Raw genomic sequence first — 25,102 nt, forward strand, 5'->3', positions numbered from 1 at the left:
CCGGCGCCGCTGTCAGGCGGCGACCGCGTCCTTGAGCGCCTTGGCGAGATCGGTCTTTTCCCAGGAGAAAGACCCATCACGGCCGGCCTTGCGGCCGAAATGGCCGTAGGACGACGTCTTGGCGTAGATCGGTTTGTTGAGATCGAGGTGACGGCGGATGCCCGACGGCGACAGATCCATCACCGTGCGCAGCGCGTCCTCGAGCTTTGCCTCGTCGACCTTGCCGGTACCGTGCAAGTCGACATAGACCGACAGCGGCTGGGCGACGCCGATGGCGTAGGAAAGCTGGATGGTGCAGCGGTCGGCGAGTTTCGCCGCCACCACGTTCTTGGCCAGGTAGCGCGCCGCATAGGCTGCCGAACGATCCACCTTGGTGGTGTCCTTGCCGGAGAAGGCGCCGCCGCCATGGGGTGCGGCACCACCGTAGGTGTCGACGATGATCTTGCGGCCGGTCAGGCCGGCGTCGCCGTCCGGCCCGCCGATGACGAACTTGCCGGTCGGATTGATGTACCACATGCAATCGTCGGCGATCTTGAGGTCGCCCAGCGCCTCGCGGATATAGGGTTCGACGACCTTGCGGACCTTCTTTGAATCCCAGCTCGCATCGAGATGCTGCGTGGACAGCACGATCTGCGTCGCCTCGGCGGCCTTGCCGTCGACATAGCGAACGGTGACCTGGCTCTTGGCATCCGGCCCGAGCCTGCCGGCTTCACCGCTGCCTTCGTGGCGGGCAGCAGCCAGCAGTTCGAGGATCTTGTGGCTGTAGTAGATCGGCGCCGGCATCAAATCCGGCGTCTCGCGGCAGGCATAACCGAACATGATGCCCTGGTCGCCGGCACCCTCTTCGCCCTGACGGTCGGCAGCGTTGTCGACGCCCTGGCCGATGTCAGGCGACTGGCCGTGCAGCAGAACCTCGATCTTCGCCGTTTTCCAGTGGAAGCCGGCCTGCTCGTAGCCGATTTCGCGGATCGCCTTGCGGGCGACCGATTTGAACTTGGCCGGATTGACGACCGGATGGCCGGCGGCATCCTTGAGGATGTTGCCTGCCTTGTCCTTCTTCAGCAGCGTTTCCGGGACGCGCACTTCGCCGGCGATGACGACACGGTTGGTGGTGGCCAGCGTCTCGCAGGCGACACGGACTTTCCACGGGTCCATGCCGGTCTTCTTGGCTTCGCGATAGACCAGATCGACGATCTCGTCGGAAATCCGGTCACAGACTTTGTCGGGATGGCCCTCGGCAACGGATTCCGAGGTAAAGAAGTAGTTCTGCCGCGTCACGGGTGTCCCCTCTTGAAAAACGATCGGCAGGCTGCCGATTTTGGCGCGCCACGTGTTAGCGGGGCGAAGCGCCGCTCGTCAAGCGGTGCTTCGGCTCTGGCATGAATGTCGATGCCGTTATCTTGTGCCACCGGCGGCGGGGCGCCGCCGGTCCTGGCGTGATTGAGGATCAGTCGGGATCGTCGGCGGAGAGGGACTTGACCAGGTCTATGATCCTGCGGCGCACCTTGGCGTCGGCGATCTTGACAAAGGCCCGGTTGAGCTGAAGGCCTTCAGGGCTGCCGCAGAATTCGACAGCGAAAGCCATCGAAGCGTCCTCGGCAAATCCCCGGCCCGCCACAGGCTCCTGGCCGGGCGCATCCTCAAAAAAGAAAGCGACAGGCACGCCGAGTATGGACGCGATCGCCTGCAGACGGCTGGCGCCGACGCGGTTGGTGCCCTTTTCATATTTCTGAATCTGTTGAAATGTGATGCCGAGGTTTTCTCCCAGCTTTTCCTGGCTCATTCCAAGCATGTTGCGGCGAAGCCGAATGCGACTGCCAACATGGATGTCGATCGGATTCGGTTTCTTCTTGTTATCTTCTGTCATTTTTTCCTCGCCGAATTTTTTCGGCTTTCTCTATTTTTTTCCTGCCCAAACAAAGCCGGAGGCAACTGCCCCAACAGAACGATCCACCGGCTTCGAGAAATTTTCAGGCACTTACAGTATGAGTTTCTAATGTGTTGGCTGTCAATTCACCCGTAGCCTTTGCCTTACGTTCAACAGCGCTGCCCCAACGGCAAACAGCAACATGATCAGCATTCCGTTAATGCGCCGTTGGCCGGGAGATATGAGCGCCTGTCCGGAAATCGGTATGTGGGCATCGATGGCGCCGCGCGCGTCGATAGCAAGCGCATCGACGATGCGCCCGCGCGGATCGACGACGGCCGAGATGCCGTTGTTGGCGGCACGCACCAATGGCAATCCATTTTCCACCGCACGGATCTGGGCCTGCCTGAAATGCTGATACGGACCCGGCGTGTCGCCGAACCACGCATCATTGGTAACGTTCACAATAAGCTGCGCTGACGCAGCGTCAACTGCCACAAGATCGGGAAAGATCACCTCATAACAGATAAATGGCAGCGCACGGATGCCGTCGGGCAGCGTAATGGCGTGCCGCTCATTGCCGGCCGCGAAACTCATCGGCCCGGCAACCAGTTGCTCGATGCCGAAACGCTGGAGCAGATCGGCGAAAGGCAGGTATTCGCCGAACGGCACCAGGTGAACCTTGTCGACGGCGTCGGTGATTTCACCCTTGTCGTCGATCGCCACCACGGAGTTGTAGTAGCGGCTGTCGGCATTTGCGGCCGAGCCGCCTTCCTCGCGGACGACGCCGGCAATCAGCATCTGGCCGGGTCCGAGCATATCCCCCAGCGCCGTCAATGCGTCCGGACGCTCGGTGAAGAGGAACGGCACCGAGGTTTCGGGCCACAGGATCAGTTGCGGCTTTTGATGGCCTGGGTCCGGCGCCTTGCCCGAGAGCCCCATCAGGACCGCGAAGATGCGGTCGCGCACCGAGGCATCCCATTTTTCCGACAGGTCCACGGCCGGCTGGACAATGCGGACATCCAGGCTGCGTGAAGCTGGCGGTTCGGGAGCGGCAAGCCTGATATAGCCGAAGCCGACATGGGCAGCGACGAGCACGACAAACAGTGCCGCGCCGAGGCGCAGGTGCCGACGTGCCGCCAGCAGTGCCGGCAGTGCGAAGACGAACACCGCGAGCGCGTTCATGCCGATCATGCCCGTCACCGAGACGCTCTGCATCAGCAGCGGCACGGGCATGGCCGCGTAGCCGACGGCATTCCAGGGAAAACCGGTGAACAGGAAATCGCGCAGCCATTCCGCCAGGCCGAAGCCGAAGGCAAGGGCGGCGATGCGGCCAATGTCGTTGCTCCACAGCAGCCGAGCAACGATTGCCGCAAAGCCGTAGAAAAAGGCGAGCATGAAAGGAATGCCGACCACCGCGAAGGGAAGCGCCCAGGCAAAGCTGTCGGCCTCGACCAGCAGCGCCGAGCCGATCCACCAGAGGCCGGCGAGGAAATAGCCGAAACCGAACCACCAACCGACGGCGAAAGCCGGCCGCAGACGCCGGAACAGACTGCCTGAAGCTTCGCCGGTGGCGCCGTCGAGCAGCCAGACCAGCAGCGGGAACGAGACGAAACAGGCGGCGAAGAAGTCGTAAGGCGCCTGCCCAAGCACCGCGAGGGCGCCTGCGAGAAACGCCACGAGCGCACGCCGCCAACCCCAAAGCAGAATTATCCGGCCGGTGAGGCGCTCCATGCATACTTCCGAGTCGCGAATCAGGACACAAGATTTAACAGGCTGCGCTCCGCGCTCCAAACGGCGCATGGGCTGGCTGAGATGCACAGCTCCGGCCCTGCCTACCGGTGCCAACCCTCGATTTGAACGCCCCCCAGCCGCTCGGCCCCTCGCGCTGAACCGAACGGATGGTCTGCGTGAAGGTCCAGACATGGCCCTCGGGGTCGCGTGCACGATACTGGCGCTCACCGTAGAACTGATCCGCCGGCTCCTGGATTATATCAGCGTCGAGCGCCCGCGCCTGCTCGCAATGCGCATCCAGGCCACCCTTCAGCCTGACATAGATCGACTGCGTGTTCTTGCCCAAGATCGAAACCGGGCTGGCGACGTAATCGCTCCATTCGGAATCGACGATGATGTAGCTGTCGCCGAACCGCATCTCTGCATGGATGAGCTTTCCCTCGGCATCGCTGACCACCATGCTGCGCTCGAAGCCGAAAGCGGCTTCCAGCCAGTCCAGCGCGGCACGAGGATCCTTGTAGAAACACCAGAGCCCAGACTTGGATGCTTGAACGGGTCGTCGATAGTCATCGTGCGAGCGAAACGCTCACGCCTGTTCGGTGCGCGCCGTGGCACGCCGGCGACGCTCACCCTTCTGGCTCTGCACGATGCGCACGCGCTTGACGCGGCGCGGATCAGCGTCGAGGACGTGAAATTCGAAACCGGGTATGGCCTGCACCACCTCGCCGCGGGCCGGAACACGGCCAAGCGTGTTGAAAATCATGCCGCCGATGGTGTCGACATATTCGCCATGTTCACCGGCGGCGAAATCCCCGCCGATCATCTTGGCGACGTCGTCGATCTCGGCCTTGCCATCGACGATGAACACGCCGTCGCCGCTCTGGGTGATCATCGGCTCGTCGTCGTCATGCTCGTCCTCGATGTCGCCGACCACCATCTCGACGATGTCTTCCAGCGAGGCAAGGCCGTCGGTGCCGCCATATTCATCGATGACCAGCGCCATTTGCGTGCGCGTCGTCTGCATGCGAGCCATCAGGTCGGAGGCGAGCATCGACGGCGGCACGAACAGCACCGGGCGGATCAGATTGAGGTCGCCAATGGTGCGTGCGAGATCGACCTGGGCGAGATCGAGAACCGTGGCGACGGGTGTTTTCCTGGTCGAGCGGCCCTTCTTGACGCGCGCGATCTTGGTGATGTGGGCCAGCACATCACGGATATGGACCATGCCGCGCGGATCATCGAGGGTCTCTGAATAGACCGGCATGCGGGAATGGCCGGATTGCTCGAAGGTGCCCAGCAGATCGCCGAGCGTCGTCGTGATTTCGACCCCTTGAATGTCGGCGCGCGGCACCATGACGTCCTCGACGCGCACTTCGCGCAGCCGCAGGATGTTGTTGAGCATGGCGCGTTCGCCGGGCGAGAAGGCGCCGGCATCGCTCGTTGTCTCGGCAAGCGCGCCGGCGATTTCCTCCCGCAGGCTGGTTCCGTTGCGTTGCCTGAACAGGCCAAGAACGCGGTCGAACAGGGAGGGACCGGCAGGCGATGTCTCGCTGGCAGCGCTGCCGATGCCGGCAGCAGCAGAGGTACTGCTAGCACCAGAGGTAACGGTACTCGGACTTGATCCCTCTTCCGACGTATCGGAAGCCTTGGTTGCACTGCCGGCGTCGGGGCGGGCGGCAGTCTCTGGTTTGTCGTTCATCGTCGTCCGGTCAATTGGTCAGATGTAGTTACGCGTAGGGGTCGGGAATGGCAAGCCTTGCAAGCGCCGCGCGTTCGACGGCTTCCATCGCCTCGGCCTCGGCCTCGGTCTCGTGATCGTAGCCCAGCAGATGCAGCAGGCCGTGGATGACGAGATGGGTGATATGGTTCTCGACAGGCTTGTCTTCCAGTACCGCTTCATGGGCGACCGTTTCGGCGGCCAGCACGATGTCGCCCAGCATCGGCGGCAACGGACCGCCCTGCGCAAACGGAAAAGCCGGGAAAGACAAGACGTTGGTCGGTTTGTCCTTGCCGCGCCAGCCGGCGTTGAGAACCTGGATATGGGCGTCGTCGGAAAAAACGAGACTGAGTTCGGAACGGCCCGCCACGCCGGTTTCGGCAAAAGCCGCCTTAACGGCCCGATCGACCAGCCGCGTCAGGCTTGCCTCGTCGGGCCAGTTGCCCGCCTCAACCGCTATGTCGATGTCGACGGGAATATTCCCGTCGCCGGATATTATGTCCTCAGGCATGAAGCCGCATCGCCAACATCAATTCTCGGCGCCGAGGCCACGCGCCAGCTTGGCGTCCCGGTCGTAGGCCCTGACGATTTCCGCCACCAGCGGATGGCGGACCACGTCGCCGTCGTTGAAGCGCACGGTGACCGCGCCCGCCACGCCGTCCAGCACCCGCAAGGCTTCGACCAGGCCCGATTTGGTGTTCGAGGGAAGGTCGATCTGGGTCGGATCGCCGGTGACGATCATGCGCGAGTTTTCGCCCAGACGCGTCAGGAACATCTTCATCTGCATCGGCGTGGTGTTCTGCGCCTCGTCGAGGATGACGGCGGCATGCGCCAGCGTGCGGCCGCGCATGAAGGCAAGCGGCGCGATTTCGATCACTTCGGCGGCAATGGCGCGCTCGACCTTGTCGGCCGGCATCATGTCGTAGAGCGCGTCATAGAGCGGACGCAGATAGGGATCGACCTTCTCCTTCATGTCGCCGGGCAGGAAGCCCAGCCGCTCGCCGGCCTCGACCGCCGGCCGCGAGAGAATGATGCGCTCGACCATGCCGCGCTCGAGCAGCATCGCCGCGTGCGCCACCGCCAGGTAGGTCTTGCCGGTGCCGGCCGGGCCGATGCCGAACACCAGTTCCGACCGTTCCAGCGCCCGCATGTAGGCGTCCTGGTTGAGCGAACGGGCATAGATCGTCTTCTTGCGGGTGGCGATCTGGGCGGCGGAGACCTTGCCCTTGCGTTCCAGCGTTGGCAGGGTCAACTGATCGTCGGCGGCAATCGCCATGCGCACGGCGCCGTCAACGTCGGACTGGCCGATATCGACGCCTTTCTGGAGAATGCCGTAAAGATTGTCCAGGGCGCGGCGCGCCTGCTCGGCGGCAGAAGCGGACCCTTTGATGGTCAGCTGGTTGCCGCGTGAGCGGATGTCGACGCCAAGCTTCTGCTCGAGCCGGGCGAGGTTTTCGTCGAACTGACCATAGAGGGCGCTGGCAAGCTTGTTGTTGTCGAAAGTCAGAACGATGTGCGCCATGTCAGAAGCCCCAGATGCCGGTACCGGGGGCAGGTTCTTCAGCTCTGCTGCGCTCAACCGTCTCTCCTCATCTGCCGAGACCCTCAGGCCAATTCGGCGAACAGGCTGTTGTAGCCCGTCTTCGTGATTCGCACCTGGATAATGTCACCGATTTCGCCGGCCTTTTCATCAACAATAACCGGCTGCAGCCAAGGTGAGCGGCCTACCTTCTGGCCGGCCTGACGGCCGGGCTTCTCGATCAGTGTGTCGATGGTGCTGCCGACGAGGCTCAAGCCGAAGTCCTGCTGCTGTTTCACGAGCAAGGCCTGCAGCCGCTGCAAGCGCTCGTCCTTGACCGTTTCCGGCACATGATCGGGCATTTCGGCGCCTGGCGTGCCGGGGCGCGGCGAATATTTGAAGGAGAAGGCCGAGGCGTAATTCACCTGACGCACCAGCTCCATGGTCGCCTCGAAATCCGCTTCTGTCTCGCCGGGGAAGCCGACGATGAAGTCGCCGGAAAGCGCGATGTCAGGCCGGGCAGTGCGGATACGGTCGAGCAGCGCCAGATAATCCCTCGCCGTGTGCCGGCGATTCATCGCCTTGAGGATGCGGTCGGAGCCTGATTGCACCGGCAGATGCAGATAGGGCATCAACGACGGCAGATCGCGATGGGCCGCTATCAGCTCGTCATCCATGTCGCGCGGGTGGCTGGTGGTATAGCGCAGACGCGCCAGCCCGGGGATTTCGGCCAGCCTGAACAGCAGGCGGCCAAGGCCCCACTCGTGGCCGTTCTCGCCCTGGCCATGCCAGGCATTGACGTTCTGGCCAAGCAGCGTCACTTCGCGCACCCCAGCTTCAGCCAGGCGCTCAGCCTCCGCGACAATCTGCGCCACCGGCCGGGAAACTTCGGAGCCTCTGGTATAGGGCACGACGCAGAAGGTGCAGAACTTGTCGCAGCCTTCCTGCACGGTGAGGAAGGCGGTGACGCCGCGCTTGATGACCTCGGCGCGCTTGGGCTGCGGCAGATGCTCGAACTTGTCCTCGATGGCGTAGTCGGTCTCGACGATCTTTTCGCCGCCGCGCACCCGCGCCAGCACGTCGGGGAGCCGGTGATAAGTCTGCGGGCCGATGACCAGGTCGACGGCCGGCGAACGGCGGATGATCTCGGCGCCTTCGGCCTGCGCCACGCAGCCGGCGACGCCGACCAGCATCTCGCGGCCGGCCAGGGCACGCTCGGCTTTCATGTCGCGGATACGGCCGAGCTCGGAATAGACCTTTTCGGCCGCCTTCTCCCTGATATGACAGGTGTTCAGCAGCACCAGGTCCGCCTCGCCAATGGCATCGGTCGCGGAATAGCCGTCGGCAGCCAGCGCATCGGCCATACGCTGCGAATCATAGACATTCATCTGGCAGCCATAGGTCTTGATGAAGACTTTTCTCGCTGCCGTGGAAAGCACTGCCGGCTGTCCAGCCATAGTGCCGATGTCGTCGCTTTCTATTGTGTTCAAGTCCATAAGGCGGCTTCTAACGCCTTTCCGTGACAAAAAACAGACGATTCTCAGCCCGCGCCAGCAAGGGCATGCCGGGGCTAGCGGCTCGGCCGCGGGTCGGCAAGCGCCGCCTGCATCATCTCACGCACCTGGCTTTCCATCAGTTTCGACGTCTCCTTGCGGCTCGAACCCTTGGAAAAGGCGATTGCCTCGCCGAAATGCACCTCGACGTCGAGCGCGCCCTCCGCCAGCAATACCTTGAGATGCGGCATCAAATCCTCATCGCCGATCCATGCGGCAAGCGGGCGATGCCGGCGGCCGAGCGGCACGCCGTGCAGACGCGTATAGGCGATCGCCACCGGCTGGATGAACACCTGTTCCGCCGCGCCTTCCGAAATCGCCATCGAGGCGGCGCCGAACAGCGTGCTCTTGAACGGCAGGACCATATTGCCGTCGCCGGTCGAGCCCTCGGCAAACAGCACCATCGCATCGCCCTTGGCCATGCGGCTGGCAATCTCGCTTGCCTGGTCGCCCGACGAACGCTTGCGCTCGCGCTCGATGAACACGGTACGCTGCAGCTTCGAAAGCATGCCGATCAGCGGCCAGCCTTCCATATCAGCCCTGGCGATGAATTTTACGTCGGCAAAAGAGCCGAGCACCATGATGTCGGTCCAGGAGATGTGATTGGACGCAACCAGCAGCGGGCGCTTGTCGGACAGCGTCCCCTTGACATGGATGCGCATGCCGAGCGCCCTAATGATCAGCCTGTGCCAGATCTTGAGGATGAAGGTTTCCGGCCACCAGCCGGTCTTCATCGACAGTATCTGTAACGGCACGAGGACCAGCGAACCGGCGACAACGAGGCCCAGCGCCAGGAAAATCCTGATTTTCTTGATCATCGCCCCATCCCGGCCGTCTCGCTAGCGAAGATCGCGGCGCATGACAAGCGCGCCGGTCGGTCCGTGTTCGGCCGACCTGTAGTAATTCGGCCGCTTGCCGACCTCGCGGAAGCCCAGCCGGCGATAAAGCGCGATCGCCGCGACATTGGTCTCGTCGACCTCGAGGAACAGCGCTTCGGCGCGCTGCGCGTGCAGTTCGCGCAACACCGCGTCCATCAATTGCCAGCCCAACCCCTGCCGGCGATGCGATCGCGCCACCGCGACGGTCAGGATCTCGCCCTCGCCTGCCGCAAGCCGCGCCAGCACGAAGCCGACGGGCGGCTTGGAGCCCTGTCCGGTTTCGCGCGCGGCATAGCCGAACACAGTGCCCTGTTCGAGCAAGGCGGCAAATTCGCCATCGGTCCAGGGGCGGACAAAGTCCTCGCGATGCAGCAGCGAGACCGCCGGACTGTCGGCGATCCTCAGCGGCTCGAGCGCATAGTCCCGGCGGCGTGGTTGGAGAAAAGGTATGCGCATCTAATCTTTGTTTTCTTGTTTGACCATGATCTCTGGACAAACGGGAACCGTTGCCCGTGAAAACCGGCTTCCACTTTTCGGGATCATGGTCTGATCCTTGAAAGAATGAACCCGGCCTGCGGCTTGGCGTCGGCGCCGCGCAGATAGAGTGGTTTCGGCCGTTCGCGCGCGCCGTTGGCGGCAGCCAGGCGAGCGTAGGTGACAATGTCGGCGGTGGCCGTCCGAGGGCCGACATCGAATTCGCGCCCGGCCGATGCACTGATGAGCGCTGCAGCGGTGCCGGCAAGCACCGGAGACGTTGCCATCGCCATTGCCACCACGTCGGCCAGCGTGGCCACGGCCGGACCGTAAGTCAAGACTAACCTTTCGTCGTAAAAGGCCGCGTGGATCTCCTCACGGCCGGCATCCAGCGCCGCCAGCACGGTGCGACCGGGAAATGCCGTCGCTGCTTCGGCAGCCAGCGCCTCCAGTGTCGTCACTCCGATTGCCGGTATCTTCAGCGCCAGCGCCAGGCCACGCGCGGTCGAGACGCCGACCCGCAGACCGGTGAAGGAACCGGGGCCGACAGACACGCCAATGGCGCCAAGACCTGCATAGTCGGTTGCGCCTGCCTCCAGCGCTTCGGCGATGACCGCCATCAGCTGCTCGGCATGGCCCTTGCCGAGATCGAGCACCGAGCGGCCGAGCTCCCGCTTCGCCGTCGCGTCATAGACGCTAGCGGCGCAGAGGTTGGCGGCACAGTCGATGGCAAGCAATTTCATGAAGCAACCGGTTCGAAAACAATTCCCTGTGCCCGCCACGGCCCGCCACCGCAAGGGGATAGTGCATAATTCGTTAAGCGGCTTCGCTTGTGGCCTATGCGGCCTGCTCGATGCGCAGCATGTGGTTGTCCCAGACATAGTCCGGTTCGGAGCGTGTCGCACCACTGCCCTCGACGATCTCGCCAGCGCCGGTGGTGGCCATGAAGCCGGTTCCGTCAGGTGCCACGCCGCAGACCTCGACCAGCGCGCTGTTCGCGACGACCCGGCCGCTGGCCGAATCGAGCACGACAAGCGAGTTGCCTTCCGGCGAGGAGACCGCGACCGTGCCGGCAGCTGGATTGGCGGCGACCGAGCCTATGTAGTTGCGGAAGCCGGACAAAACGTCCTGCGGCATGTCGAGCAGTTGCAGATCCTTGCCGCGCGTGGCGCGACCGACCAGCAACGGACGATCGGTGCCCGGCCCCCGGTACTGGCAGCCGAACCAGACGGTTCCGGATGGATCTGTGTCCATGTGGCGGATAGACAGCTGATGCAGTGCGGCCGGCAATTCGTGCTTCTCGATAAGGTCGCCGGTGGCGCGGTCTATCAGCACGTAGGACGGCTTCATGGTCGCAATGTTGAGCTCGGCGCGGCCGTAATCCGGATGGGTCTCGATGCCGCCATTTGCTACCGCAATCGTCCTGCCATCGCCCAGGAGCAGAAGCTCGTGCGGACCCATTCCATAGGTCGGGAACTCGCCGACACGGCTGAATTTCGCCCGCGCATCGTAGACGCCGACGACGCCGGCGGCGTTGTCGAAGTCGTTTTCGGTGGCATAGAGCAGCGCACCGTCGGCCGAAAACACGCCATGGCCGAAGAAATGCCGGCCGGCGGTGCTGGCGATGGTCAGCGGCGCATCACGGCCCGAATGGTCGAAAACCACGGCAAAGGTGCCGGGTTGCCGCGCGAAGACCACCGAGCGTTTCGATATGGGATCGAAGGTGACATCGTGGCCGCGATCGGGCAGATCGATCGCATGCAGGACTTTGCCGGCCTCGGACAGGACGGCAGCGCCAAAGCTGCCGTCGCGTTTGACGAAAGCGGTGGCGAAGACGGCGTCGGCCGAAAGCGTCGTTGCCCAGGCCGATGGCGCCATCGCGGCCATGAAGCCAACGCCTGCAGCTCTCAGGAAATCGCGGCGATCTATCAGCGGGGTTTTCAATTCAGTCCCCATCCAGCGAGGAGAAGCCTGCGGTCAGGCCGAATTCAGCGGTCAACCTGGTCCCGATCAGGGTCGACAGGCTGGAGGTGATCAGCGCGAAATGATCGAGCTTGTCGCGCAATGCCGGATCGGCAAGCGCCTTGTCGATTGGACCGCTGACGGCCTTGGCGGTGGCGACACCGTTGACCAGCTGGATGTGGATCGATTCGGCCATCCAGCGCGCATCGGCCGGCAGGGCGTCGCCAAGTTTCGAGGCCTGGAACAGCGTATCGATGCCGGAGAGATTGCCGGCCAGTGACGCGGTGGTGTTTTGCGAGCGCCAATAGATCGCTTGTTTCGGCTTGTCTGCGTCCGGCTTGCCGCCGAAAAACCCTTTCAGGCGCACGTCACGCACCATTTCCAGCTCGTTGACGAAGACGCCAACCAGTTCGGTCACCGCTTCATTGCCGTCGCGGTAGAGCGGGTTCTGCGGCCCCGGATTGGCCCAAATCGCTGCAAAGCCGTCCGGTTTGTTCCAGGCGGCGCTGACCTCGCCGGCCATGGTTTCGATGTTGCCGGCAACAGCAGTGCCATAGGCGCAGCGGTAGGGATCATCCTTGCCGGCCAGTGCATCGGCGCCGTCGCCGTAAAGTACGAACTCCAGCGCGCCCAGCCCCTGCATGGCGACGCTCTTGCCGGCCAGCTGTGCCGGATCTGTGGCGGTTGGATCCTTCGCCGACAGCGCCCCCTGCACCTGCTTCAGGCCAATGCTCTTGCGATCCGGCCAGAACAGCATGCGTTCCAGCCGGTTGTTCTCCTTGATCGGCCCGAAGCCGATGATTTCGGCTGACGACCAGGCATAGACGGTGGCGGAGAATTCGGCGCGTGCGGCATCGAGCTCTCCTTGCGAGGGCGTGACGCACAGCTTGCGCATGGATCCGGTCAAGGCTTCCGCATGCTCGTGCAGGCCGGCATAGGCCGGGCGGACGAAGCCATCGATCGCCCGCTGGATGATGTCGGAGGCTTTGACCGCCGCCGACGCAGGGACAACGCCCAGCAGGGCCAGCGGAAGAGCGAAAAACAATGCAGAACGCTTGAACATCACAGTGACTCCAGGAATTTGAGCAATGCGTCACGCTCGGTCGCGTTAGCGGCGGCAAAACGGTCGCGCGCTTTCTGCGCCTCGCCGCCATGCCACAGGATCGCCTCAGCCAGGCTGCGCGCGCGCCCGTCATGCAGAAAGAAGGAATTGCCGTTGACTGTCTCGGTCAGGCCGATGCCCCACAGCGGCGGCGTGCGCCACTCATTGCCCGTCGCATCGCCCACGGCCTGGCCATCGGCCAGATCAGGCCCCATGTCGTGCAGCAGGAAGTCGGAATAGGGCCAGATCAACTGGAAGGCCTGCGCCTTATTGGGCGTATCGCGGCGCGTGACGAATTTCGGCGTATGGCAGGCAATGCAGCCGATCTCGTAGAATGTCTTTTTGCCCGCGAGCACGTCCGGCCGGTCGAGGTCCCGGCGCGACGGCACGGCCAGGTTCTGCGAATAGAAGGTGACGAGATCCATCACCGGCGGCGGCGCCTCGACCGGGCCAAGACGCTGCTGCACGCCGTTCGGCATGGCGAGGCATTTTGCCTCCGCAGCAGTGCAATCGCCCCAATGCCTCGGCTCTTCGAGCGTCGAGATGCCGATGTCGCCGGCAAAGGCATCCGCCGCCTGCTGGCGGATCGACGCGGTCTGCGCCTTCCAGCCGAAGCGGCCGAGCGTCATTTCCCCGTTCAGGCTATCGCGCACGATGTTCGGTCTGCCGGAAATGCCGTCGCCGTCCCTGTCGTCCGGATCGGCTTGGGCGAGAATATCAGACGGCGCGATCTGTTCGATCAGGCCCAGGCCGATCATCGGCGGCGTCAGCCGCGGCGACAGCGTGGTGCGCGGGTCAAGCGGCCCGTAGCCAAGGCCGTCAACCGAATAGCTCGGTTTGCGCAAGGAGATCACAGAGCCGTCCGTCAGCTCCACCTTTCGTTCCTGGTAATCGATATGCATCCTGCCTTCACCAGGCAGGCCGGGTACGGCGAGCTCCTGCAATTGCCTGCCGTAGACCGGGTCGGGGAAGTTGAGCACCTCATGGTCGGCAAGCGCCGCCTTCTCTTCCACGCTGCTGGCGTCGCGGGCCAGCCGCAGGAACATCGACGTGGTGCCGGCGTCGCCTTGCGGCGGGCGGCCGCGGCCATCCTTCAGATGACAGTTCTGGCAGGCACGTTCGTTGAACAGCGGGCCGAGCCCGTCCGACGCTTGCGTCGAGGATGGCGACGAGACCCAGTTCTTGCGGAAAAGGGCATTGCCGAGCTTGAAGTCGCCCTCTTCCTCGAAGGTGATGTTGGCCGAGGATTGCGAGAAGGAATCGCGGCTGACGTCCTTTCGGGACGTGCCGGCGCCACCTTGCATCAATTCGAACGGCTCTGGCCTGGAAAAATCCGTGGTCGGCCTGGTGACGGCAATGACGCGCGCCTGATCCTTCGCATTGAGGTCGGTGCGCGTGGTGGCGAAGCCGGCCGGCTGAAGATCACCCGCCATCGCCGAAGAGGTAAGCGCCAACACGAGCATGACACAGCGCCGACGCGCCAATCCGGCTGGCGTCTTCTCAGTGGGCGGCGAGCCATTGGCCCGCCGCGAGCGGCGCACGAATTCTAGCAGGCGCCGCATTCCCGCATGCCCTTACTCCGCCTCGTCTGCCGATGCGGCGTTGAGCTGGCCGTATTTCTCCTCGCCAATCGAGGCAAGCAGGTCGAGCTGCGTCTCAAGAAAGTCGATGTGACCCTCCTCGTCGGCCAGCAATTCCTCGAACAGCTTCATCGTCACGTAGTCGCCGGCGTCGTTGCAGATTTCGCGCGAACGCTTGTAGGCGGTACGTGCGTCATATTCTCCGGCAAGGTCGGATTCGAGCACTTCCTTGACGTTCTGCCCGATGCGCAGCGGCGCCACGGACTGCAGGTTCGGATGGCCTTCGAGGAAGATGATGCGGGCGACGAGCTTGTCGGCATGGTGCATCTCCTCGATCGATTCCGCCCGCTCCTTCTTTGCCAGCTTCGCGTATCCCCAGTCCTCAAGCAGACGGAAATGCACCCAGTACTGATTGACGGCCCCAAGCTCCAGAAAAAGGGCCTCGTTAAGCCGCTCGATGATCTGCGGATCGCCTTTCATGAATTCTGCTCCCGTATTGGATGCGCAGGCCTCTGACGCGATCCAGGTGTGAAACGACATCCACGCCGCTCGCCTCCGAGCGAGCGTGGTAGTTTTCGGTGACCCGAATGATCGTTTCCACCACATTTGGGAAGCAGCCGCAACAGCGACCGCGCTTTTGCATTGCATGGTAGATTTTCGCCGGCACGATCAACTGCCAGGGATCCTGGTCCAGCAGCCCGACGATCGTCTGCTCGATCTCCTTCTCGGTGATGATGTTGCAATGACAAATCAGCATTGGCTTGCTCGGCTGGCTGACGGCGTCTCCCGCGCCGTGTGGCTTGATCTTCTGGCGGAGGCCGTTCCAAAGCCGGTTGTCCGGCTCCGGGTCAGTCTCCGTCGTTTACCCCTTACTTGAACACCTTGTCCGGCGCGTCGAGGCTGTCGGACCCTTCGAAGGCGATGGTGCTGAGCTTCAGGGAGCCGACGGCGCGCTCAATCGACTTGGTCTGATCGATCAGCGCATCGATCGCCGCCTGGACGGTGGCATTGCCCTCGATGTTGCCCTCGGCGATCTGCTGGTCATAGGCCTCGCCGGCCAGTGCACGCGCCTTGATCGCCTCCATCTTGGCGACCGAAACATCGAGCTTGTCAGACAGTTCCTTGTCGATCGCCGGGTCGGCCGCCTTCACCATATCGGCCACCGAAGGACCCGAAACGATGGTGCCGTCGAGACGCGTGTAGCTCGCATGATAGGCCGCGCGAATGCCGATGGCGTCGTAGAGATGCGAATTGTAGGTGTTGTCGGAGAAGCAATCGTGCTCCTCTTCCGGATCATGCAGCAGTAGGCCGAGCTTCATGCGCTCGCCGGCCAGTTCGCCGTAGGACAGCGAGCCCATGCCGGTGAAGATCGTCGAGATCGCCGTGTTCGGCTCGCCATCGACAAGAGCCTTGCGGGCGGCGCCGTCTTCCTTCCAGTTGCCGACCATCTCCTGAAGATCCGAAACCAGAAGGTCGCTGGCCGATTTCAGATACTCGGCGCGGCGGTCGCAATTACCGCCGGTGCAGTTCTTGAGGTCGTAGTCGGTGTAGGGGCGCTCGCCGGCACCCGGGCCGGTGCCATGCAGGTCCTGGCCCCAGAGCAGGAATTCGATGGCGTGATAGCCGGTGGCGACATTGGCCTCGATGCCGCCGGCTCCCTGCAGCGTCCCGGAGAGGAATTCCGGCGAAAGCTTCGATGCATCGACCTTCTTGCCGTTGATCTCGATCTCCTTGTTGGCGATCACATTGGCCGTGTAAAGCGCGTTCGCGTCCGATTCGGTGCCGTAGCTCTTGGCGACATAGTCGATCAAGCCTTCATCCAGCGGCCAGGAATTCACCTTGCCTTCCCAGTCGTCGACGATCTTGTTGCCGAAGCGGTAGACTTCGGTCTGCTGGTAGGGAACGCGCGATGCCTTCCAGGCGTCACGGGCAGCGTTGAGGGTTTCCACCGATGGCGTGGCGAGCAGCGCGTCGACCGCCTTGTCGAGCGCTTGCGCGGTGGTCAGCGAATCCTCGTATTTCGCGAGCGCGATGTCGGAATAGGTCTTGATGACCGCCTTTACATCTGTTTCCGCCTTTGCCGGCAACACGAATACCGCCGCCGTCAGCAGGGCAGTGGCGCCGATCGCCGCAAGCCTGCTGCCATATCGTGCTGTCATGATCACTCTCCAGTTTCTCGGAAATTCTGTAAACGGCGCGCGCAGCAACCGGCGCCAGGCCATCTGCGGGCCATTGGGCGCAAGAGATGCCGCGCCATCGCGCGGTTCGCGGAAGAAAGACACCAAAATGCCTCCAATCGAAAGGGTTCAAGGCCCAGACATTAAAGGGATGCGCTGACGCGCGAGCTTCCATAAAGCTGCGACACCGTCGGATGTCAATGACAATCCGCAAGAAAAGTCAATCGAAACAACAGTTTAGAATTATTCTAAACTGCGACTGTCAACTTTATGCATTTTCCTGCACCGGTCTTGCCGCTGAACTGTGCGATTGACAGCCGCCATCCCGGATGCGACCCGCAAAAGCTCGCTTGCAGCGGTGCCAGACAATTGCCATCTGGCGGAACATCCTAGGGTAGAATCGGGATTGAGTGCGATGAAGAACGGTGTGGTCATTGTCGGCGCGGGTCATGCGGGCGTGCAAGCGGCCGCAAGTCTGCGCGAGGACGGCTATGACGGGCCGGTGATCCTCGTCGGAGATGAGGACGAACTGCCCTACCACAAGCCGCCGCTGTCGAAGACCTTCATCAAGGATGCCGAGGCCAAGCCACAACCCTTGCGCGGCGAGGCCTTTTACACCGGCAGCGCCATCGACTACCGGCCTGGCGTCAGGATCGATCGCCTCGATGCCGGACGCCGCAGTTTGGATATTGCCGGCGGTGGTGCGCTTGCCTTCGACCACCTGATCCTGGCGACAGGCTCGCGCCCGCGCACGCTGCCGCTGCCCGGTGCCGATCTGTCCGGGGTGCTGTCGCTGCGCTCGCTGGCCGATGCGCGGCTGATCCGCGACCTCAGCGCGCAAACCGACGAAGTCGTCATCCTCGGCGGCGGTTTCATCGGGCTGGAGATCGCAGCCACGTTGAGGGCCGCCGGCCGCACGGTGACAGTGGTCGAGGCGGTGGACCGGCTGCTCGGCCGCGCCGTGGCGCCGGTGGTGGCGAGCCACGTCCGGCAACGGCTGGAAGCGACGGGCGTGCGCATCCTCACCGGCACCTCGATCGCCAGGCTCGAAGGCGAAAACGGTCATGTCGTGGCCGCGATCACCTCGTCAGGCGAAAGGCTGCCGGCGCGCATGGTCATTGTCGGCATTGGTGCCGTGCCGAATGTCGAACTGGCACAGGAAGCTGGCCTCGGCATCGCCAACGGCATCCGCGTCGATCACCAGATGCGGACTTCGGTGCCGGAGATTCTCGCTATTGGCGATGCTGCCTCTTACCGTCACTGGTTCACCGGCGGCGACGTGCGGCTGGAATCGGTGCAGAATGCCACCGACCAGGCGCGGCTTGCCGCGCGCACGATATCAGGCCATGCCGACGCCTATTCTGCGGTGCCATGGTTCTGGTCCGACATCGGCGACATGAAGCTGCAGATGGTCGGCCTGACCGCCGGCGGCGACAGCCATGTCGTGCTGGGCGGCCTTCCCGACAACAAATTCTCGATCTACCACTATGCCGGCGACCGGCTGCTCGGCATCGAATCGGTCAACCGTCCGGGCGACCATATGCTTGGCCGCAAGATGTTGGGCGCCGGCTTCTCGCCGACGCCGCAGACGGTGGCCGCTGGCCCCGAGGGGCTGAAAGCGGCACTGGCCGCTTTCCTCGAGAATGAGCCCGCCAGAGCGGCGGGATAATTCCGTCCCTGGCGCGGCACCTTACTGATCAGGCGGCGCAGACTTCGCGGATCGAGCTTTCCAGAATGTCGAGTGCTTCGTTCATGACTTCGTCCTGGATGGTGATCGGCGCCAGGAAGCGGATGACGTTGCCGTAGACGCCGCAGGTCAACAGGATCAGGCCCTTGTCGAGCGCCTTCAACCGGATCGCATTGGCGATCTCGGCTGAGGGCAGGCCCTTCTTGACGTCGTTGAACTCGACCGCGTTCATGAAGCCGAGACCTCTGATGTCGACGATCTCGGGCACGTCGTCGCGGATCGAGTGCAGCCGCTGTTTCAGCCTTGCGCCCAGCGTATTGGCGCGGTCGCACAGCTTTTCATCCTCGATCACGTCGAGCACGGCGTGCGCCGCGGCAACGCCGATCGGACTGCCGCCATAGGTGCCGCCGAGCCCGCCGGGGCCGGGCGCATCCATGATTTCGGCGCGGCCGGTGACCGCCGCCAGAGGAAAGCCGCCGGCCAGGCTCTTGGCCATGGTGGTGATGTCGGCGGCCACCTCATGGTGATCCATAGCAAACATCTTGCCGGTGCGGGCAAAGCCGGTCTGCACTTCGTCGGCGATCAGCAGCATGCCGTGCTGGTCGCAAAGCTTGCGCAGCGCAACCAGGAAATCCCGCGGCGCGTCGTAGAAGCCGCCCTCGCCCTGAACCGGCTCGATGATGATGGCGGCGACGCGCGCCGGATCCACATCGGCCTTGAACAACCGGTCGAGCGCCGCCAGCGAGTCGGCGACCGAGACACCGTGCAGCGGCACAGGAAACGGCGCATGGTAGACATCGCCCGGCATGGCGCCGAAGCCGACCTTGTAAGGCACGACCTTGCCGGTCAGCGCCATGCCCATGAAGGTGCGGCCATGGAAGCCGCCGGCGAAGGCGATGACCGCCTGACGGCCGGTGGCATTGCGGGCGATCTTGATGGCGTTCTCGACAGCCTCGGCCCCGGTGGTGACGAAGATCGTCTTCTTCTCGAACTTGCCGGGCAGCATGCCGTTCAGCCGTTCGGCCAGGCGCACATAGCTCTCATAGGGCACCACCTGGTGGCAGGTGTGGGTGAAGCGGTCGAGCTGTGCCTTGACCGCGTCGATCACCCTGGGATGGCGATGCCCGGTGTTGACGACGGCGATGCCCGACGAGAAATCGATATAGCGACGCCCCTCGACATCCCAGATTTCCGAATTTTCAGCCCGGTCGGCATAAATCTGCGTGGTCATGCCGACGCCGCGGGAAATCGATTGGTTCTTGCGTTCGGAAATGGCTGAATTCTTCATCGTATCCCTCACCGGGCCGGCGCCCGTCCTGTTTGATGCCGTTGAGATGTCTTCTGACCTTATTTCACGTTTTCCTCAAGTCGGCACCACCGGCAGGCGATTGGGCCTGCGGTGGGCAGATCCCGGCGCTTAGCCAGTCGGGCGATACACGTACGAGACCGGTTTCCTTTTCCCAGGGATCGACTATCCTCTGGATGGCCGCGAGGCACCGCGATCAGCGAGCGGCCCGCGGTCGGGAGAGCCCATGAGCAGGAACGTGACTTCGCCCGTCTCGCAGCCATCGGTCAAAGCTCCCGGTCTTTTGTCTTTTCCAGCCGCCCCGGCGCTTTTCGCCTGCACGGCGGCGCTGCTTCTGGCCGGCTGTCAGAAGCAGGAAGCGGCGGACAAGAAACTGCAGATCATGGTGCGCACCGAAACGGTGGCGATGGCCGACTATGCGCCAAGGACTTCGCTGACCGGGGTGATCGCGGCGCGTACGCTGAACAATCTGTCGTTCCGGGTCGGCGGTCGCGTCGCCGAACGGTTTGTCGATGTCGGCCAGCATGTCGATCAAGGCACGGTGCTCGCCCGCATCGACCCGCAGGAGCAGGAATCCGACCTGCGCTCGGCGCAGGCCGATCTTGATGCAGCCAAGGCGCAACTGACCCAGTCCGTTGCCGCCTTCGAGCGGCAGAAGACGCTGCTGGCGCAGGGCTTCACCACCAGGCGCGACTATGACGCCGCGGACCAGGCCCTGAAGGTGGCACAAGGCAGCGTCGAAGCCGCGCAGAGCGCTTTCTCCAACGCCCAGCAAAACCTGTCCTTCACCGAGCTCAAGGCCGGTGCCGCCGGCGTGATCACCGCCCGCCAAGTCGAAACCGGCCAAGTGGTGCAAGCCGCGCAAACCGTCTTCACCGTCGCCGAGGACGGCGACCGCGACGCGGTGTTCAACGTGCAGGAGATACTGATCGCCAAGACACCGGCATCGCCTGCGGTGACGATCACGCTGTTGTCCGATCCGCAGGTCAGGGCAACGGGCAAGGTCCGCGAAATCTCGCCTGCGGTCGACCCGGCTTCGGGCTCGATCCGGGTCAAGGTCGCCATTCCCGACACGCCCGCCGGCATGCCGCTGGGAGCAGCCGTCATCGGCTCGGTAAGCGCCAAGCCAGCGAAGGCGATCCTGCTGCCGTGGCAGGCGCTGACGTCCAGCGCCGGCAAGCCGGCGGTCTGGATCGTCGATCCGTCGACCAAGGCGGTGACGATGGCGCCGGTCGAAGTGCTGGCGTTCAATTCGGGCACGGTCGTGATCGCCAGGGGGCTGGACGAAGGCCAAAGCGTCGTCACCGCTGGAGGACAGCTGCTCAGCCCTGGACAGACGATCGAGATATCGGGAGCCGGCCAATGAGCCGGACGCCGCGCATCCTGCTCGGCGTGCTCATGCTCGGCGCGCTGGCATCCTGCTCCAGGTCGGAGGAAAAGCCGCCCGAGATCATCCGGCCGGTGCTGTCGATGGTGATCGAGCCGCGCACCACGCAGGTCTTCGGTTTTGCCGGATCCGTCGAACCGCAGGTCAGCGCCGACCTGGCCTTCCGCCTGCTTGGCCGGGTCGTCTCGCGCGACGTCCAGGTCGGCGACATCGTCAGCAAGGGCACGACGATAGCGGCACTCGATCCGACCGCGCTGGAGTTGTCGCTCCAGGCGGCCAAGGCGGAACTGTCCAATGCCGAGGCGCAGTTCGCCAACGCCGCCGCCAGCGAGGAACGGCAGCGCCAGTTACTCGCCTCAGCCAACGCCACGCAAGCTGTCTTCGACGCCGCGCAGCAGGCGCGCAAAGCTGCGGAGGCAGGTGTCGAGCGGGCTAAGGCCTCGCTTGCCAAATCGCAGGAACAGCTCGGCTATGCCAGGCTGTTCTCTGATTTCGACGGTGTCGTCACCGCTGTCGGCGCCGAAGTTGGCCAGACGGTCTCGCCCGGCCAGACGGTCGTCACCGTGGCGCGCTCGGACCTGCGCGAGGCGGTGGTCGACATTCCCGACCAATTGACCGGTGATCTCGCGGCCGGCACGCCCTTCCAGGTCATCCTGCAGTCGCTGCCGACGATCCAGACCGGGGCTAAGCTGCGCGAGATCGCACCGCAATCCGAGGGCTCGACCCGCACCCGGCGCGTCAGGCTGACGCTCACGGATCCGCCACAGGCCTTCCGGCTCGGCTCGACGGTGACGGCGACCCGCGTGACCAAGGTGGCACCGACGATCGAACTGCCCATGTCGGCGCTGTTCGAAAAGAACGGTTCCGCGAAAGTGTGGATCGTCGACCCGCAGACATCCAGCGTGAACGCACGCGACATAAAGGTCGCGTCGAAGAATGGCGGCACCTTCACGGTGACCGAGGGGCTGGAGGCCGGCATGCGTGTTGTCACGGCGGGCGTCCACAGCCTGAGCGAAGGCCAGAAGGTGACAGTGCCCGAGGGAGGGGCCTCATGAAAGGCTTCAATCTCTCCGACTGGGCGCTCAACCACCGCTCCATGGTCTGGTATTTCATGCTGGTCTTCGTCGTGGCTGGCGTGTTCTCCTACCTCAATCTCGGCCGTGAAGAAGATCCCAACTTCACCATCAAGACGATGATCATCCAGGCCAACTGGCCGGGCGCCTCGGTCAAGGAAACCGTGCAGCAGGTGACCGACCGCATCGAGAAGAAACTCGAGGAACTCGACAGCCTCGACTACACCAAGTCCGTCACCACGGCCGGCCAGACCGTCATCTTCGTCAACCTGAAGGACACCACCAAGGCACGCGATGTCGTGCCGAACTGGATTCAGGTGCGCAACATGGTCAATGACATCGGGGCGCAGTTTCCGCAGGGTGTGCAGGGCCCGTTCTTCAACGACCGCTTCGGCGACGTCTATGGCAACATCTACGCCTTCACATCGGACGGGCTGACGCCGCGCCAGTTGCGCGACTATGTCGAGGATGCCAGAACAAAGATCCTGACCGTGCCCAACGCCGGCAAGGTCGACCTGGTCGGCGCCCAGGACGAAGCGATCTATCTCGAATTCTCAACCCGCCAGATCGCCGCCCTCGGCCTCAACCAGCAAGCGATCGTCGCCAGCCTGCAGGCGCAGAACGCGATCACGCCGTCCGGCGTCATCCAGTCCGGGCCGGAGCGCATCAGCGTGCGTGTCGGCGGGCAGTTCACCTCCGAGGAAAGCCTGCGCGCCATCAATCTGCGCGTCAACGACCGCTTCTTCCGCCTGAGCGACGTAGCGACGATCACACGCGGCTACGTCGATCCGCCGACGGCACTGTTCCGTTTCAACGGCCAGGACGCGATCGGGCTCGCCATCGGCATGAAACCCAACGCCAACCTTCTCGAATTCGGCGAGGCCCTGCACAAGGAGATGGACAAGGTGCTGGCCGACCTGCCGGTCGGTGTCGGCGTGCATCTGGTCGCCGACCAGCCGGTCATCGTCGAGGAGGCCGTCTCGGGCTTTACGCGTGCGCTGTTCGAGGCGGTCGCCATCGTGCTCGCCGTGTCGTTCATCAGTCTCGGCATGCGCGCCGGCTTCGTCGTGGCGCTGTCGATCCCGCTGGTGCTGGCCATCACCTTCACGGTCATGGCTTATCTCGGCATTTCGCTGCAGCGTATTTCCCTGGGTGCGCTGATCATCGCGCTCGGCCTTCTGGTCGACGACGCGATGATCGCGGTCGAGATGATGGTGGCGCGGCTTGAGGTCGGCGACAATCTGCGCAAGGCGGCGACCTATGTCTACACATCGACCGCCTTTCCGATGCTGACCGGTACGCTGGTAACTGTCGCCGGCTTCATCCCGATCGGCCTCAACAACAGCGCCGCCGGCGAATATACCTTCACCCTGTTCGTGGTCATCGCCGTTTCGCTGCTGGTGTCATGGATCGTGGCGGTGCTGTTTGCGCCACTGCTCGGCGTCACCATCCTGCCGGCGACGATGAAAACCAAGCATCACGACCAGCCGGGCCGCTTCACCTCGCTGTTCCGGCGCGTGCTTGTCGGCTCGGTGCGCCATCACTGGCTGACCATCATCGCCACCGTGTTGTTGTTTGCCGGCTCGATCGCCGGCTTCGGCCTGGTGCAGCAGCAGTTCTTCCCGCCATCGGACCGGCCGGAGTTGATCGTCGACTGGAACCTGCCGCAGAATTCTTCGATCGCCGACACGCGCGACCAGATGGAGCGGTTCGAGCAGCGGGCACTGGTCGGCAATCCCGACATCGACCATTTCTCGTCCTATATCGGCCAGGGCGCGGTGCGTTTCGTGCTCGCCTATGACGTGCAGCCAGCCAACCCCTATTTCGGCCAGACCGTCATCGTCACCAAGAGCATCGAGGCCCGCAACCGGGTCAAGCCGGCGCTGGAAAAGCTGCTGCGCGAGGAGTTCGTCGGCACCGACGCCTTCGTCAAGCCGCTCGAACTCGGACCGCCGGTCGGCCGCCCCGTGCAATACCGCGTCGGCGGTCCCGACATCCAGACGGTGCGCGAACTGGCGCAGCAATTCGCCGGTGTCATCTCCGCCAATCCAAAGCTCGCCGCGCCGACCTTCGACTGGAACGAGCCGCAGCGCGTGCTGAGGGTCGACGTGCTGCAGGACAAGGCACGCCAGCTCGGCATCACCTCCTCCGACATCGCCAGCGCGCTGAACAGTACGGTCGGCGGCGCCACCATCACGCAGGTGCGCGACGCCACTTACCTGATCAATGTCGTGGCCCGCTCCCGCGGGGCCGAACGCGGCTCGATCGAGACGTTGCAGAACATGCAGTTGCCGACCAGCACCGGCGAGGCGATCCCGCTCGCGGCGGTCGCCAACTTCCGCTACGATCTGGAGCAACCGACGGTGTGGCGACGCGATCGCATCCCGACCATCACCGTGCGCGCCGGGCTGGTCGGCGACGTGCTGCCGGCCACGGTCGTCAACGAACTGAAGCCATCGGTCGATGCCTTCACCGCCAAGCTGCCGCCGGGCTATTCGATCGCCACCGCCGGCTCGGTCGAGGAGAGCGCCAAAAGTCAGGGACCGATCGCCGCCGTCGTGCCGTTGATGCTGTTCGTCATGGCAACGATCCTGATGGTGCAGTTGCAAAGCTTCCAGCGCCTGTTCCTGGTCGTCGCGGTGGCGCCGCTCGGCCTGATCGGCGTGGTGGCGGCCCTGGTGCCGAGCGGAGCGCCGCTGGGCTTCGTCGCCATCCTGGGCGTGCTGGCGCTGATCGGCATCCTGATCCGCAATTCGGTCATCCTGATCGTGCAGATCGAGGATCTTGTTCGAGAGGGCAAGGACCGCTGGGCGGCGGTCATCGAAGCGACCGAACACCGGATGCGGCCGATCGCACTGACGGCGGCGGCCGCCAGCCTGGCGCTGATCCCGATCGCGCGTGAAGTGTTCTGGGGTCCGATGGCCTATGCGATGATGGGCGGCATCATCGCGGGTACCGCAATCACGCTGCTGTTCCTGCCGGCGCTTTATGTGACGTGGTTCAGGATCAAGGAGCCGAAGGGCCGGGAAGAGCCACCCGTTCTGGAGAGCGGCGAACTGGCGCAAGGCTCAGCCTAAGGCTTTGCC

The 25,102-nt window shown here is 63.7% G+C and carries 21 protein-coding genes and 1 pseudogene; 4 read left to right on the forward strand and 18 right to left on the reverse strand.

Features of this window, described 5'->3' with window-relative positions; genetic code table 11:
- Positions 1–12: 12 nt before the first annotated feature.
- The 17 genes and pseudogenes from metK to A9K65_RS00210 all read right to left on the reverse strand — a co-directional run bounded on the left by metK (position 13) and on the right by A9K65_RS00210 (position 16,545).
- The gene (gene metK / locus A9K65_RS00130; protein WP_024503461.1) at positions 13–1,278 is read right to left on the reverse strand and encodes a methionine adenosyltransferase; all 1,266 of its coding nucleotides are present in this window, start codon (positions 1,276–1,278) and stop codon (positions 13–15) included.
- A 169-nt stretch (positions 1,279–1,447) separates the two neighbouring features.
- Positions 1,448–1,867: a helix-turn-helix domain-containing protein gene (locus tag A9K65_RS00135; protein WP_013527901.1), complete on the reverse strand. Its 420-nt coding sequence runs from the start codon at positions 1,865–1,867 to the stop codon at positions 1,448–1,450.
- A 141-nt stretch (positions 1,868–2,008) separates the two neighbouring features.
- A complete protein-coding gene (gene lnt, locus A9K65_RS00140; protein WP_063171171.1) occupies positions 2,009–3,601 on the reverse strand; it encodes an apolipoprotein N-acyltransferase in 1,593 nt (530 codons plus the stop codon).
- Positions 3,602–3,702: 101 nt separating this feature from the next.
- A pseudogene (locus A9K65_RS00145) lies at positions 3,703–4,171 on the reverse strand (VOC family protein).
- A 16-nt stretch (positions 4,172–4,187) separates the two neighbouring features.
- On the reverse strand, positions 4,188–5,300 hold the full coding sequence (locus A9K65_RS00150; protein WP_024503458.1) for a hemolysin family protein: 1,113 nt from the start codon (positions 5,298–5,300) through the stop codon (positions 4,188–4,190).
- 28 nt (positions 5,301–5,328) lie between these two features.
- Positions 5,329–5,829, reverse strand: coding sequence for an rRNA maturation RNase YbeY (gene ybeY / locus A9K65_RS00155; protein WP_013527905.1), 501 nt, complete (start codon positions 5,827–5,829; stop codon positions 5,329–5,331).
- 18 nt (positions 5,830–5,847) lie between these two features.
- The gene (locus A9K65_RS00160; protein ID WP_023758127.1) at positions 5,848–6,840 is read right to left on the reverse strand and encodes a PhoH family protein; all 993 of its coding nucleotides are present in this window, start codon (positions 6,838–6,840) and stop codon (positions 5,848–5,850) included.
- Positions 6,841–6,923: 83 nt separating this feature from the next.
- Positions 6,924–8,294 (reverse strand): tRNA (N6-isopentenyl adenosine(37)-C2)-methylthiotransferase MiaB, encoded by a 1,371-nt coding sequence (miaB, locus tag A9K65_RS00165; RefSeq protein WP_245322139.1) that lies wholly within the window; start codon positions 8,292–8,294, stop codon positions 6,924–6,926.
- 113 nt (positions 8,295–8,407) lie between these two features.
- Positions 8,408–9,208: a 1-acyl-sn-glycerol-3-phosphate acyltransferase gene (locus tag A9K65_RS00170; protein ID WP_064995720.1), complete on the reverse strand. Its 801-nt coding sequence runs from the start codon at positions 9,206–9,208 to the stop codon at positions 8,408–8,410.
- A 21-nt stretch (positions 9,209–9,229) separates the two neighbouring features.
- The gene (gene rimI, locus A9K65_RS00175) at positions 9,230–9,724 is read right to left on the reverse strand and encodes a ribosomal protein S18-alanine N-acetyltransferase (RefSeq protein ID WP_064995721.1); all 495 of its coding nucleotides are present in this window, start codon (positions 9,722–9,724) and stop codon (positions 9,230–9,232) included.
- An 83-nt stretch (positions 9,725–9,807) separates the two neighbouring features.
- Positions 9,808–10,485, reverse strand: a complete 678-nt coding sequence (gene tsaB, locus A9K65_RS00180) for a tRNA (adenosine(37)-N6)-threonylcarbamoyltransferase complex dimerization subunit type 1 TsaB (RefSeq protein ID WP_064995722.1) — start codon at positions 10,483–10,485, stop codon at positions 9,808–9,810.
- A 94-nt stretch (positions 10,486–10,579) separates the two neighbouring features.
- Positions 10,580–11,686, reverse strand: coding sequence for a DUF1513 domain-containing protein (locus tag A9K65_RS00185; protein ID WP_027161770.1), 1,107 nt, complete (start codon positions 11,684–11,686; stop codon positions 10,580–10,582).
- 1 nt (position 11,687) lies between these two features.
- On the reverse strand, positions 11,688–12,767 hold the full coding sequence (locus A9K65_RS00190) for an imelysin family protein (protein WP_064995723.1): 1,080 nt from the start codon (positions 12,765–12,767) through the stop codon (positions 11,688–11,690).
- Entirely contained in the window at positions 12,767–14,368 is a 1,602-nt protein-coding gene (locus tag A9K65_RS00195; protein WP_064995724.1) for a di-heme oxidoredictase family protein, read from the reverse strand. The genes A9K65_RS00190 and A9K65_RS00195 overlap by 1 nt, the downstream gene beginning before the upstream one ends.
- Before the next feature lie 12 nt (positions 14,369–14,380).
- Positions 14,381–14,866 carry a bacterioferritin gene (bfr, locus tag A9K65_RS00200; RefSeq protein WP_013527914.1) on the reverse strand — a complete coding sequence of 162 codons (486 nt, stop codon included), beginning with the start codon at positions 14,864–14,866 and terminating at the stop codon, positions 14,381–14,383.
- Positions 14,832–15,143, reverse strand: a complete 312-nt coding sequence (locus A9K65_RS00205; RefSeq protein ID WP_013527915.1) for a (2Fe-2S)-binding protein — start codon at positions 15,141–15,143, stop codon at positions 14,832–14,834. Before A9K65_RS00205 ends, bfr begins: the two co-directional genes overlap by 35 nt.
- 112 nt (positions 15,144–15,255) lie before the next feature.
- Positions 15,256–16,545, reverse strand: coding sequence for an imelysin family protein (locus tag A9K65_RS00210; RefSeq protein ID WP_064995786.1), 1,290 nt, complete (start codon positions 16,543–16,545; stop codon positions 15,256–15,258).
- Between the two features lie 433 nt (positions 16,546–16,978).
- Between A9K65_RS00210 and A9K65_RS00215 the strand changes: the two genes are divergently transcribed.
- Positions 16,979–18,232: an FAD-dependent oxidoreductase gene (locus A9K65_RS00215; protein ID WP_064995725.1), complete on the forward strand. Its 1,254-nt coding sequence runs from the start codon at positions 16,979–16,981 to the stop codon at positions 18,230–18,232.
- 28 nt (positions 18,233–18,260) lie between these two features.
- On the opposite strand, the gene A9K65_RS00220 is transcribed toward A9K65_RS00215, so the two are convergent.
- Positions 18,261–19,538: a 4-aminobutyrate--2-oxoglutarate transaminase gene (locus A9K65_RS00220; protein WP_024503448.1), complete on the reverse strand. Its 1,278-nt coding sequence runs from the start codon at positions 19,536–19,538 to the stop codon at positions 18,261–18,263.
- A gap of 244 nt (positions 19,539–19,782) precedes the next feature.
- Here A9K65_RS00220 and A9K65_RS00225 point away from each other — a divergent pair, with 244 nt between their 5' ends.
- The 3 genes from A9K65_RS00225 to A9K65_RS00235 are packed head-to-tail and all read left to right on the forward strand — an operon-like array spanning position 19,783 to position 25,093.
- Positions 19,783–20,922 (forward strand): efflux RND transporter periplasmic adaptor subunit, encoded by a 1,140-nt coding sequence (locus A9K65_RS00225; RefSeq protein WP_064995726.1) that lies wholly within the window; start codon positions 19,783–19,785, stop codon positions 20,920–20,922.
- The gene (locus A9K65_RS00230) at positions 20,919–21,998 is read left to right on the forward strand and encodes an efflux RND transporter periplasmic adaptor subunit (RefSeq protein WP_024503446.1); all 1,080 of its coding nucleotides are present in this window, start codon (positions 20,919–20,921) and stop codon (positions 21,996–21,998) included. Before A9K65_RS00225 ends, A9K65_RS00230 begins: the two co-directional genes overlap by 4 nt.
- Positions 21,995–25,093: an efflux RND transporter permease subunit gene (locus A9K65_RS00235; protein ID WP_063171162.1), complete on the forward strand. Its 3,099-nt coding sequence runs from the start codon at positions 21,995–21,997 to the stop codon at positions 25,091–25,093. The genes A9K65_RS00230 and A9K65_RS00235 overlap by 4 nt, the downstream gene beginning before the upstream one ends.
- Positions 25,094–25,102: the final 9 nt, after the last annotated feature.

The organism is Mesorhizobium sp. WSM1497 (assembly GCF_001672455.2).
In the GTDB taxonomy this organism is placed as follows: Bacteria; Pseudomonadota; Alphaproteobacteria; order Rhizobiales; family Rhizobiaceae; genus Mesorhizobium; species Mesorhizobium ciceri.

Coding starts and splice junctions, on each gene's coding strand:
- rimI (WP_064995721.1), bottom strand. CDS start 9,724: ATGCGCATACCTTTTCTCCAACCACGCCGCCGGGACTATGCGCTCGAG.
- A9K65_RS00230 (WP_024503446.1), top strand. CDS start 20,919: ATGAGCCGGACGCCGCGCATCCTGCTCGGCGTGCTCATGCTCGGCGCG.
- tsaB (WP_064995722.1), bottom strand. CDS start 10,485: ATGAAATTGCTTGCCATCGACTGTGCCGCCAACCTCTGCGCCGCTAGC.
- A9K65_RS00190 (WP_064995723.1), bottom strand. CDS start 12,767: ATGTTCAAGCGTTCTGCATTGTTTTTCGCTCTTCCGCTGGCCCTGCTG.
- A9K65_RS00220 (WP_024503448.1), bottom strand. CDS start 19,538: ATGAAGAATTCAGCCATTTCCGAACGCAAGAACCAATCGATTTCCCGC.
- A9K65_RS00210 (WP_064995786.1), bottom strand. CDS start 16,545: ATGACAGCACGATATGGCAGCAGGCTTGCGGCGATCGGCGCCACTGCC.
- A9K65_RS00215 (WP_064995725.1), top strand. CDS start 16,979: ATGAAGAACGGTGTGGTCATTGTCGGCGCGGGTCATGCGGGCGTGCAA.
- bfr (WP_013527914.1), bottom strand. CDS start 14,866: ATGAAAGGCGATCCGCAGATCATCGAGCGGCTTAACGAGGCCCTTTTT.
- A9K65_RS00150 (WP_024503458.1), bottom strand. CDS start 5,300: ATGAACGACAAACCAGAGACTGCCGCCCGCCCCGACGCCGGCAGTGCA.
- A9K65_RS00170 (WP_064995720.1), bottom strand. CDS start 9,208: ATGATCAAGAAAATCAGGATTTTCCTGGCGCTGGGCCTCGTTGTCGCC.
- A9K65_RS00235 (WP_063171162.1), top strand. CDS start 21,995: ATGAAAGGCTTCAATCTCTCCGACTGGGCGCTCAACCACCGCTCCATG.
- miaB (WP_245322139.1), bottom strand. CDS start 8,294: ATGGCTGGACAGCCGGCAGTGCTTTCCACGGCAGCGAGAAAAGTCTTC.
- A9K65_RS00160 (WP_023758127.1), bottom strand. CDS start 6,840: ATGGCGCACATCGTTCTGACTTTCGACAACAACAAGCTTGCCAGCGCC.
- A9K65_RS00205 (WP_013527915.1), bottom strand. CDS start 15,143: ATGCTGATTTGTCATTGCAACATCATCACCGAGAAGGAGATCGAGCAG.
- A9K65_RS00195 (WP_064995724.1), bottom strand. CDS start 14,368: ATGCGGCGCCTGCTAGAATTCGTGCGCCGCTCGCGGCGGGCCAATGGC.
- A9K65_RS00225 (WP_064995726.1), top strand. CDS start 19,783: ATGAGCAGGAACGTGACTTCGCCCGTCTCGCAGCCATCGGTCAAAGCT.
- A9K65_RS00135 (WP_013527901.1), bottom strand. CDS start 1,867: ATGACAGAAGATAACAAGAAGAAACCGAATCCGATCGACATCCATGTT.
- ybeY (WP_013527905.1), bottom strand. CDS start 5,829: ATGCCTGAGGACATAATATCCGGCGACGGGAATATTCCCGTCGACATC.
- lnt (WP_063171171.1), bottom strand. CDS start 3,601: ATGGAGCGCCTCACCGGCCGGATAATTCTGCTTTGGGGTTGGCGGCGT.